The organism is Mesorhizobium sp., from assembly GCF_004962925.1.
In the GTDB taxonomy this organism is placed as follows: domain Bacteria; phylum Pseudomonadota; class Alphaproteobacteria; order Rhizobiales; family Rhizobiaceae; genus Mesorhizobium.
On record NZ_SUEO01000053.1, the window covers coordinates 2673 to 13026 of the forward strand.

Consider the following 10354-nt stretch of genomic DNA (forward strand, 5'->3'; position numbering starts at 1 on the left):
TTCGACGATTTTCGAAACCACCACCCGGTTGACCGGCGACTTTCCGGCGACAAGCACGCGGGTGAAGTCCGTGAGCATCTCGTGACCCACATTCCGGCTCACCAAACTCAGATGGTTTACAGTCTTGGTATCGCGATTCACGGGGCGCATGAGCGGGGCGGGCACTCGTCTGGTTTCAATGCAGGGTTGAAACTTTAGAGACAATTGCCGTCAGATCCCTGCGTATGTCAAGCTGAAATGGCGAACGTCGAGAATATCGCAAGAAACGTTAAAATTTAAAGCAAGTTCTGTTTTGGCCCGTATCCAAACTGGTCGTGCAAACGCAAAATCACCCGCGCAGAGATTGCGCAGGTGATGCCGGATCCACAATAGGTTTTGGTTGGACTTCGGTCAGCCGTGGCTCCGCTGCGTGACGATCACCGGGATCAGCAGATCGCCCCAGTTGCCGTCGCCGCCATGGTGCCGTGCCGAGCGCACGAGCTCAACCGAGACACCTGCCTCGACCGCCTTCATCACCGACTGGTTGAGCCTGTGCAGGTCGTTGGCCAGCATGCGGATGGTCGCTTGCTGGTCGACGTTCATGGTGGTGGCCTGTTCTTCGGCCCGTTCCTTGACGCGGCTTATCGATGCCATTGGTCTTCTCCTTCAGCCTATTTGTACCCCTTTTGGGGGCGTTACCTCTGTTCGTTGCGTTGCTGCTATTCCGCCGCCGGTTTGAACTGGGCGTGCTCGGTCGATTCATGCATGGCCGTGGTCGAAGACCGGCCACCGGTGATCGCCATCGACACGGCGTCGAAATAGCCGGTGCCGACTTCGCGCTGGTGCTTGGTCGCGGTGTAGCCGTGGGCTTCCGCCGCGAATTCAGCCTCCTGCAACTCGGAATAAGCCGCCATCTGCCGCGCCTTGTAGCCGCGGGCGAGTTCGAACATGCCGAAATTGAGCTGGTGGAAACCGGCCAGTGTGATGAACTGGAACTTGTAGCCCATGGCGCCGAGCTCCCTCTGGAACTTGGCGATCGTGGCGTCGTCGAGGTTCTTCTTCCAGTTGAACGACGGCGAGCAATTATAGGCAAGAAGCTTGCCGGGATGGTGCCTGTGCACGCCCTCGGCGAACTTCTTGGCCTGCGCCAGATCGGGCTTGGAGGTTTCGCACCAGATCAGGTCGGCGTAGGGCGCGTAGGCGACGGCGCGCGCGATGCAAGGCTCGATGCCGTTCCTGACTTGGTAGAAGCCCTCCACCGTGCGGCCGGCGCCATAGTCGACGCAGGGCTGGTCGCGCTCATCGATGTCGGAGGTGAGCAGCTTTGCCGCTTCAGCGTCGGTGCGCGCGACGACCAGCGTCGGCGTGCCCATGACGTCGGCAGCAAGCCTTGCGGCATTGAGGTTGCGGATGTGTGCGGCGGTCGGGATCAGCACCTTGCCGCCGAGATGGCCGCACTTCTTCTCCGACGCTAGCTGGTCCTCGTAGTGGACGCCAGCGGCACCCGCCTCGATGAAGGCCTTCATGATCTCGAAGGCATTGAGCGGTCCGCCGAAGCCGGCTTCGGCGTCGGCAACGATCGGCGCGAACCAGGTGCCGACCGAAAGCCCCTTGCCTTCGGAAGTCTCGATCTGGTCGGCGCGCTGCAGGGTGCGGTTGATGCGCTTGACCAGTTCGGGCGCGGCATTGGCGGGATAAAGCGATTGGTCCGGATACATGGCGGATGCGGTGTTGGTGTCGGCGGCGACCTGCCATCCGGACAGGTAGATCGCCTTCAGCCCGGCCCGGACCTGCTGCATCGCCTGGTTGCCCGACATGGCGCCGAGCGCGTTGACGAAGTCCTCTTCATGGATGAGCTGCCAAAGCCGGTTGGCGCCCATTTCGGCGAGGCTCTGCCGGATCTGGACCGAACCGCGCAGTCGCTTCACATCGTCCGGCGAATAGGGCCGCTCGATGCCGTCGAAGCGGCCTTCCGGCGCCGATGGGACGAGGTTGTAAAAATCAGTCATTGGTCGCTCCGGATAAATCGTTACTGGGATGGAGAACGCCGCCTCATGCATATTTTCGCGCCGTTTCGTGTGACAGCTTTTACATCTCGGTGCGAAACAGGCGAGGAAAACCGTAGGATTGGTAGAAGAATAAGAGAAAACCTGTGTTGCGTTTGACAGCGAGGAGCTGTAAATTTGTCACGATTGTAAAAGGCCGGTGCGGCCATCGCCGCTCAGAAGCAATGTTAATTTCTGTCAAGGACAGTCGAGTGGCCGATCAGAAGATCTTCGCCGGGCCGCGCATCCGCCGCATCCGCAGCGCCAAGGGCCTGACCCAGACGGCGATGGCCGAAGGGCTCGGCATCTCGCCGTCCTATCTCAATCTCATCGAGCGCAACCAGAGGCCGCTGACGGTCCAGCTGATCCTCAAGCTGGCATCTGTCTACAAGGTCGACCCGCATGAATTGCAGGGCGAGGCGAGGGGGGCGGTCGCCGCCTTGAAGGAAGTGTTTTCAGATCCGCTGCTGGTCGGCGAATTGCCTGGTGACCAGGAGCTGATCGAGCTTGCCGAGGCGGCGCCCAACGCTTCCGCCGCGGTCATAAAACTGTTTCGCGCCTATCGCGAGCAGGCCGAGCGCCTTTCGGACCTCAACGAGCTTCTGGCGCGTGAGGGCAAAGCGACGGCGCTCTCCGGCGCCCGCTTGCCGATCGACGAGGTGCACGAGATTTTCGAGCGCCGGCCGAACCATTTTGCCGCGCTCGAAGAGGAAGCCGAGGCATTCACGTCGGTGCTCGATCCCGGCGACGATCTGCTCGGTGCGCTGAAGGCCTGGCTGAAGCGCGAATACGGCATCGTCGTCAAGGTGCTGCCGGTCGCCACCATGCCGAACTGGCGCCGCCGCTACGACCGCCACTCACAGCGTCTGTTTCTGTCCGAGCGCCTGTCGCCATTCGACCAGTTGCGCGAGGTGGCGATGGAGGCCTGCTTGATCCGCATGACCGTCGCGGTGGCAGGCGAGATCCAGGCGCTGAAGCTGACCACGGATGAAGCCCGCCGGCTCGCCCGTTTCGAGCTTGGCCGCTACGCCGCCCACGCGCTGATGATGCCCTATCAGTCTTTTCACGCGGCAGCACACCGCGCACGTTACGACATCGACGTGCTGCGCTCGCGCTTCGGCGTCTCCTTCGAGCAGGCGGCGAACCGCCTGACCATGCTGCAGCGGCCGGGCACGCCTGGCGTGCCGTTCTTCATGCTCGAGGTCGACAATGCCGGCAACCGCTTCCGCAAGGCGGGCAGCCAGGGTTTTCCGCAGAGCCGTTTCGGCGGTGGCTGTCCAAAGCTTCCCGTGCATGCCGCCTTCACCCAGCCCGGCCAGATCTTCGTCGAGGCGGTGGAAATGCCCGACGGCGCCGAGTTCCTCTGCGTCGCCCGCACGCTCGAAGGGCCGCAAGGTTCGTTTTTGGAGCGCCCGCGCCGTACCGCACTTCTGCTGGGCTGCGACATCGGCTTTCGTGACGAGATCGTCTACGGCGCGGCGCTGGTGGGGCCGGCTGCCGCCGCGACCGGAAAAGCCGGACAGGGCATCAATCCGGCCACGCCGATAGGCCCGGCCTGCCGGCTGTGCGAACGGATCGGCTGCCTCGCCCGCGCCGAGCCGCCGGTGACGCGCCCGCTCGGCCTCGACGAAATGGTGACCGGGCTGAGCGCCTTCGATTTCCAGTGAGGCCCCAGACCGCCGACTGCCGCCTTTGCCACAACCGTCGCCGTCCGGTGGACCACGCTCCGCCGCTGCCTTTGCGCTACGCGAATGAAGCACGTTCTCGTCGTCCGTTGCGCATCGTGCCGCCCTGAAATCGTCGACAGTCGCGCCCATGACCGATACCGCATCATCACCGATTGCCGTCTCGCCGCGTGAGGAGCGCGTCGGCTTCCTGCTGATTTTCCTGTCGGCGCTGATGTGGAGCTTCGGCGGCGCCATCGCCCGCTTCATCGAAGCGGGCGACAGCTGGACGGTGGTGTTCTGGCGCTCTGCCTGGGCCGCCGCCTTCCTGATCTGCTTCATGATTTGGCGCGACGGCTGGCGCGGCACGGTAAGGTTGTTCCGCGGCATGGGCCTGCCCGGACTTGCCGTGGCGTTCTGCTTCGCCACCGCATCGACTTGCTTTGTCGTGGCGCTTGCCTACACCACTGTCGCCAACATCCTTTTGATGCAGGCAGGCGTGCCGCTCCTGGCAGCGCTGTTTGCCTGGGTGCTGTTTCGCGAACGGGTGGCCGCCGCGACCTGGGTGGCGATTGCAGCCGTCATTGCCGGCGTTGCCATCATGGTGTCGGAATCGCTCGATGGCGCCGTGTCGCCCATCGGCGACGGCTTGGCGCTGCTCATCGCCGTCATGTTTTCGATCGCCACCGTCATCACGCGACGCTTTGCTCATGTGCGCATGACGCCGGCGACCTGCCTCGGCACGATGCTTGCTGCCGCATTCGCCGCGTCCCAGACGTCGCAATTCGGCGTTTCCAGCAGCGATATGGGCTTTCTGTTTGCATTCGGCGTGGTCAATCTGGGCCTCGGCCTTGCCTTCTTCGCCACCGGCGCCCGGCTTGTTCCGGCGGCGGTCGCAGCACTGCTCGGCACTTTCGAGCCGATCCTCGGCCCGATCTGGGTCTGGCTCGTCCATTCCGAGGTGCCGTCGGGACGCACCATTATTGGCGGCACGGTTGTGGTCATGGCGCTGCTCGTCCATATCGGGCTCGAGTTCAAGCGTCAGGCGCGGCCCGTGCGGCCGGGTGTCACCGGCATGCCGTCGCCTAATTGATGCAGCGCACGCGCCAAAGCGAGATGAGCCATTGACAACGCCGCAGCCGCGCGGGCAGGCTGCCAATACGGCAACAACAAGACAGGCGTATCTTGCCAAGTCTCCCCTCCGGCCCGATCGAGACCGGACAACATCGTCGTATCCCTGCCCGCGTCGTGGCGAGAGCCTCTGATGGCGTCGGAACGCCATCTGGATCACGGCATGGGAACGGGGGTCTTGGGAACGGGGGCTTTGGCCGCTGCACATCGAACCATCAAAGTGTCGGCGGCTCGCGCTTGTCGCTTGCCGGAAAGCCCAATAATCTGAAGCAAACGCCCAGCCGCGCGGCCCCGCAACGAGCTGGCGATGGAACACTCATCAAAGGAGAGACTCAATGACCCGCAAAGCGTTCTGGCTTTCGGCGACCTCGGCATTTCTGACGCTTTTCACCCTCGGCGCTCATGCCCAGGACCGCGTCGTCAATGTCTATAATTGGTCGGATTACATCGACAGCTCGATCATCGAGGATTTCACCAAGGAAACGGGCATCAAGGTCACCTACGACACCTTCGATTCCAACGAGCTCCTGGAGACGAAACTGCTTGCCGGCGGCAGCGGCTACGACGTCGTTGTGCCGACCGCCAATTTCCTCGCACGCCAGATCCAGGCAAGTGTGTTCCAGAAGCTCGACAAGTCGAAGCTGCCCAACATTTCCAACATGTGGGACATCGTCTCGGAGCGCACAGCCAAGTACGACCCGGGCAACGAATATTCGATCAACTACATGTGGGGCACGGTCGGCCTCGGCTATAACGTCAAGAAAGTGCAGGAAGCGCTCGGCACCGACAAGATCGACAGCTGGGACGTGTTCTTCAATCCAGAAAAGCTGGCCAAGCTGAAGGATTGCGGCGTCTATGTCCTGGATTCCCCGAGCGACATCCTCCCAAACGCCTTCAAATATCTGGGCATCGATCCCGAGACCACGTCGCTGGACGATTTCTCCAAGGCGGAAGAACTGATGCTGAAGATCAGGCCTTACATCCGCAAGTTCCACTCGTCGGAATATATCAACGCATTGGCCAATGGCGACATCTGTCTGGCCGTCGGCTGGTCGGGCGACGTCTTCCAGGCGCGCGACCGTGCGACCGAGGCCAACCATGGCGTTGAGATCAGCTATTCCGTGCCGAAGGAGGGTGCCGAAATGTGGTTCGACCAGATGGCAATCCCTGCCGACGCGCCGCATGTCGCCGAGGCGCATGAATTCCTGAACTATATGATGAAGCCGGAAGTGATCGCCAAGTCGAGCAACTACGTCTTCTACGCCAACGGCAACAAGGCGTCGCAGCAGTTCATCGACAAGGAGATACTCGAGGATCCGGCGATCTATCCGGACGAGGCGACGCTGGCGAAGCTGTTCACCATAGCCCCTTACGATTCCAAGACCCAGCGTGTCGTCACCCGCACCTGGACCAGGATTGTCACCGGGCAATAAGCGACAAGGACCCCGGTACACTGTGCCGGGGTCAATCTCTTTGGGGAAAAAACAGGACGGAGTGGGACATGAAATCGCTTGGCAGCATCCGCAGGGATTTCGCGCCATGGAACGATCCGAACGCCAAGCCATACATCCAGTTCGACAAGGTCACCAAGAAGTTCGGTGACTTCACCGCCGTCAATAATTTGTCCCTGACCATATTCGAGCGCGAGTTCTTTGCCCTGCTCGGGGCGTCGGGCTGCGGAAAATCGACGCTTCTGCGGATGCTCGCCGGCTTCGAGGAGCCGACCGCCGGCCGCATCCTGCTCGATGGCCAGGATCTGCGCGGCATCCCGCCATACCGGCGGCCGGTCAATATGATGTTCCAGTCCTACGCGTTGTTCCCGCATATGACGGTCGAGAACAACATCGCCTTCGGCCTCAAGCAGGACGGCATGCCGAAGCCCGAGATCGCGGCGCGCGTTGGAGAGATGCTGAAGCTGGTCAAGCTCGAGCAATTTGCCAAGCGCAAGCCGCACCAATTATCCGGCGGCCAGCGCCAGCGCGTCGCGCTTGCCCGCTCGGTCGCCAAAAGGCCGAAGGTGCTGCTGCTCGACGAGCCGCTTGGCGCCCTCGACAAGAAGCTGCGCGAGGAAACACAGTTCGAGCTGATGGATCTGCAGCAGTCACTCGGCCTCACCTTCGTCGTCGTCACCCACGACCAGGAGGAGGCGATGACCATGGCCGACCGCATCGCCATCATCGACAAGGGCGAGGTGATGCAGGTGGCGACGCCGGCGGAAGTCTACGAGGCGCCGGGTTCCCGCTTCGTCGCCGGCTTTGTCGGCAACGTCAACATGTTCGAAGGCAAGATCGCGCGTGGCGAGGCTGGCGCAGCAAGCATCGACGCGGGCAACGGCATCACCATCCGAACCGAGAATGCCGGCGATGCAGCCACCGGCGCGGCCGTCGCTTTCGCGATCAGGCCGGAGAAGATCAAGATATCGTCGAAGAAGCCGGCCGGAGCCGTCAACGCCATCGAAGGCGAGGTCTACGATATCGCCTATCTCGGTGACATGACCGTCTATCACGTCAGGCTAGACGATGGCCATGTGGTGCGGGCGAGCACGATGAACGCGGCCCGCATCACCGAGGATCCGCTGAGCTGGAACGACCGTGCCTGGGTGTCGTTCCGGCCGGACGCCGGCGTCGTGCTGACGCGATAGGGGACGGTCATGTCGAATGCCGCTGTCACCGCTGCAGCAAGTTCTCACGCCACCGATACTGGCAAATCCGCCCTGGCCAGATTGAGTGCCGCCTTTATTGGCCGCCTCGTCATCATCATCCCGTATCTCTGGCTGGTGTTCTTCTTCCTCATCCCGTTCGTCATCGTCTTCAAGATTTCGCTGTCGCAGACGGCAATCGCTATACCGCCCTACACGCCGGTGCTTGGCTTCGGCGACGGCCTTTCCGGTTTTCTCGCCCAGCTGAAACAGCTCAGCATCGATAACTACACATGGCTGACGCAGGATGCGCTGTACTTCAATGCCTATGTGACGAGCGTCATAGTCGCCGCCATCTCGACGGTGCTGACATTGCTTGTCGGCTACCCGATCGCCTATGGCATGGCTCGCGCGCCGGCGACGCTCCGTCCAACTTTGCTGATGCTGGTGATCCTGCCGTTCTGGACCTCATTTCTGATCCGAGTCTATGCCTGGATCGGCATTCTCAAGCCCGAGGGGCTGCTCAACCAGCTGCTGCTCTCCACTGGCGTCATCAGCCAGCCGCTGATCGTCCTCAACACCTACACGGCGATCTTCATCGGCATCGTCTATTCCTATCTGCCGTTCATGGTGCTGCCGCTCTATTCGTCCTTGGAAAAGATGGATTACTCGCTGATCGAAGCGGCCAAGGATCTTGGCTGCCCGCCGACCAGCGCCTTCTGGAAGATCACCTTTCCGCTGTCGGTGCCCGGCGTCATCGCCGGCTGCCTCCTGGTATTCATCCCCGCCGTCGGCGAGTTCGTCATTCCCGATCTGCTCGGCGGATCGCAGACGCTGATGATCGGCAAGACGCTGTGGAACGAGTTTTTCGCCAATCGCGACTGGCCAGTGTCGTCGGCCGTCGCCGTCATCCTGCTGTTGCTGCTGATCGTGCCGATGATGCTCTTTCAGCGGGCGCAGGCCCGCGCCCAGGAACAAGACAAATGAACCCGACCTGGAGCCGTTTCAACATCACTTCGATCGTGCTGGGCTTTGCCTTTCTCTACCTGCCGATCGTCCTGCTCATCGTCTTCTCCTTCAACGAGTCGAAACTGGTCACCGTCTGGGGCGGTTTCTCGACCAAATGGTACGTCGCGCTGTTCCACAACCAGGGCCTCATGGACGCCACCTGGGTAACGGCCCGCGTCGCCGTCATCTCGGCCACCGTGGCGACCGTGCTCGGCACACTGGCGGCTCTCACCTTGACACGCTACACGCGCTTCAAGGGCCGGATGCTGTTTTCCGGCATGGTCTTTGCGCCGCTGGTCATGCCGGAAGTCATCACCGGCCTGTCGCTGCTGCTGCTCTTCGTCGCCGTCGGTCTCGACCGCGGCTTTCTCACCGTCACGCTTGCCCACATCACCCTGACCATGTGCTTCGTCGCCGTCGTCGTGCAGTCGCGCCTGGTCACGTTCGACCGCTCGCTGGAAGAAGCCGCGATGGATCTTGGCGCGCCGCCGGTGAAGACCTTCTTTCAGATCACGCTGCCCGTCATCATGCCGGCGATCGTGTCGGGCTGGATGCTGGCGTTCACATTGTCGCTCGATGATCTGGTCATAGCCAGCTTCACCTCAGGGCCTGGCGCCACCACGCTGCCGATGAAGATCTACAGCCAGGTTCGTCTCGGTGTGACGCCGGAGATCAACGCCGCCTGCACGATCCTGATCGCTGTCGTGGCGGTTGGCGTCATCGTCGCTTCGCTCGCCAACAAGCGTCGCGAGGTGCAGCGCCAGCGCGACGAGCAGGCCGCTCAGCGGGGGTGACGAAAGAAGCGGCACCAGCACAAAGCCGGCAGGAAGCACTTCCGACGACGACCGCAGCCGCCTCGCTGCCTATTCTCCGGAAACCCCGCGGCTTATCGGCGAAATGAACGGCGTGCTCCACGTTCCGCCGACGAAGAACGAAGACTGATTGGGACCCTGTTTGTTTGTCTGCGTGGCTGGCTGGTCCGCCTGAATGATGCCGCCGGACAGGGCCAGCCCGCGCCCTGCATAGGAGGCGATACCGGAAAGCCAGACCTTGTACTTAGCCGAATTTGCTTCGGCCTTGTCGATCCTCGCCACACCGTTCGAAATGCTCGCCTTGAGTTCGGCCCCGTCGATCGGCAGCGTTCCGTCGGAGACATCGTCTAGCGCGAAGAACCCACCCTGTTCATTGTGCTTGAGAAACGCCGGCAGGTCGAGCCGGCTCAACGCGCCCTGGCCGAATTTCGCCGAAACCGAGCCGTCGGCGTTTTCGAAAATGGAATCCCAGGTTCTGCCCGGCCCCTTGAGGATGACCGAAACGGTTCCCCTGCCGATCGGCACCAGTCGCGTCATTCCGGCTGCGGTGCCGAAAGCGCCGCCGTCGACATCGGAGGCGAGCAGCCTGATCTCGACCTGCGTGCCCCCCGGCTTGCGGTCGAAACGAAGACTGCTCTGGATGTTGCCGCCAAAGGCCGACGCATCGGAAATATCGAAGACGGCAAGACCGTCCTTGACCTGGGCGGTGGCGGCGACGTCGGCAAGCTGGATCGCGCCTGCGGTGGCCTGCGCTGCCGACAATCTGAGATCGAGATCGATCCGGTCGGCGACGCTTATGTCGATTTCGCCGGGACCAGCGCCGTTCGTGGGCGCCAAGGGTGTGAAGGCGGAGAGAAACGACCGCAAGTCGAGCGCGTCGAAGGCGAGCGTGCCGGCTATCACCGGCCGCGCTTCGCCAAAGGAGAAGTCCAGCGCACCCATTCCCGGATTGTCGTCAAGCGCGATCTCGGTGTTTTCGAGTTTAATGCGGCCGGAGGTCGCGGTGACCTTGCTGGCAACGGAAACCGAGCCGATTGCCGCGCCCGGCGCGATGCCGGCCCGCGACCATTCGAGCAC

Annotated in this window: 9 protein-coding genes and 1 pseudogene; 6 read left to right on the forward strand and 4 right to left on the reverse strand. The window is 62.2% G+C overall.

Going from position 1 to position 10354, the window contains the following annotated elements; all coding sequences use genetic code 11:
- The 3 genes and pseudogenes from E5W87_RS13290 to aceA all read right to left on the reverse strand — a co-directional run.
- Positions 1-150 (reverse strand): annotated as a pseudogene (locus tag E5W87_RS13290) (response regulator); the annotation flags it as partial.
- Positions 151-390: 240 nt separating this feature from the next.
- Positions 391-633, reverse strand: coding sequence for a hypothetical protein (locus E5W87_RS13295; protein WP_292397864.1), 243 nt, complete (start codon positions 631-633; stop codon positions 391-393).
- A 65-nt stretch (positions 634-698) separates the two neighbouring features.
- A complete protein-coding gene (gene aceA, locus E5W87_RS13300; protein ID WP_292397866.1) occupies positions 699-1988 on the reverse strand; it encodes an isocitrate lyase in 1290 nt (429 codons plus the stop codon).
- A gap of 248 nt (positions 1989-2236) precedes the next feature.
- Here aceA and E5W87_RS13305 point away from each other — a divergent pair, with 248 nt between their 5' ends.
- From E5W87_RS13305 to E5W87_RS13330, 6 genes are all read left to right on the forward strand, one after another.
- Positions 2237-3691, forward strand: a complete 1455-nt coding sequence (locus E5W87_RS13305) for a helix-turn-helix domain-containing protein (RefSeq protein WP_292397868.1) — start codon at positions 2237-2239, stop codon at positions 3689-3691.
- A gap of 148 nt (positions 3692-3839) precedes the next feature.
- Positions 3840-4781 (forward strand): DMT family transporter, encoded by a 942-nt coding sequence (locus E5W87_RS13310; protein ID WP_292397870.1) that lies wholly within the window; start codon positions 3840-3842, stop codon positions 4779-4781.
- 373 nt (positions 4782-5154) lie between these two features.
- On the forward strand, positions 5155-6252 hold the full coding sequence (locus tag E5W87_RS13315) for a polyamine ABC transporter substrate-binding protein (RefSeq protein ID WP_292397872.1): 1098 nt from the start codon (positions 5155-5157) through the stop codon (positions 6250-6252).
- A 68-nt stretch (positions 6253-6320) separates the two neighbouring features.
- On the forward strand, positions 6321-7460 hold the full coding sequence (locus E5W87_RS13320) for an ABC transporter ATP-binding protein (RefSeq protein ID WP_095483547.1): 1140 nt from the start codon (positions 6321-6323) through the stop codon (positions 7458-7460).
- A gap of 9 nt (positions 7461-7469) precedes the next feature.
- Positions 7470-8444 (forward strand): ABC transporter permease subunit, encoded by a 975-nt coding sequence (locus tag E5W87_RS13325; protein WP_292397874.1) that lies wholly within the window; start codon positions 7470-7472, stop codon positions 8442-8444.
- Positions 8441-9259 (forward strand): ABC transporter permease subunit, encoded by an 819-nt coding sequence (locus E5W87_RS13330; protein ID WP_292397876.1) that lies wholly within the window; start codon positions 8441-8443, stop codon positions 9257-9259. The genes E5W87_RS13325 and E5W87_RS13330 overlap by 4 nt, the downstream gene beginning before the upstream one ends.
- Before the next feature lie 69 nt (positions 9260-9328).
- On the opposite strand, the gene E5W87_RS13335 is transcribed toward E5W87_RS13330, so the two are convergent.
- Positions 9329-10354 (reverse strand): AsmA-like C-terminal region-containing protein (locus tag E5W87_RS13335; RefSeq protein WP_292397878.1); only part of this gene is annotated, 1026 nt, incomplete at its 5' end.

What these genes read in the sequence shown, in the direction of transcription:
- E5W87_RS13295 (WP_292397864.1), bottom strand. Translation starts at nt 633, where the DNA reads ATGGCATCGATAAGCCGCGTCAAGGAACGGGCCGAAGAACAGGCCACC.
- aceA (WP_292397866.1), bottom strand. Translation starts at nt 1,988, where the DNA reads ATGACTGATTTTTACAACCTCGTCCCATCGGCGCCGGAAGGCCGCTTC.
- E5W87_RS13310 (WP_292397870.1), top strand. Translation starts at nt 3,840, where the DNA reads ATGACCGATACCGCATCATCACCGATTGCCGTCTCGCCGCGTGAGGAG.
- E5W87_RS13315 (WP_292397872.1), top strand. Translation starts at nt 5,155, where the DNA reads ATGACCCGCAAAGCGTTCTGGCTTTCGGCGACCTCGGCATTTCTGACG.
- E5W87_RS13320 (WP_095483547.1), top strand. Translation starts at nt 6,321, where the DNA reads ATGAAATCGCTTGGCAGCATCCGCAGGGATTTCGCGCCATGGAACGAT.
- E5W87_RS13325 (WP_292397874.1), top strand. Translation starts at nt 7,470, where the DNA reads ATGTCGAATGCCGCTGTCACCGCTGCAGCAAGTTCTCACGCCACCGAT.
- E5W87_RS13330 (WP_292397876.1), top strand. Translation starts at nt 8,441, where the DNA reads ATGAACCCGACCTGGAGCCGTTTCAACATCACTTCGATCGTGCTGGGC.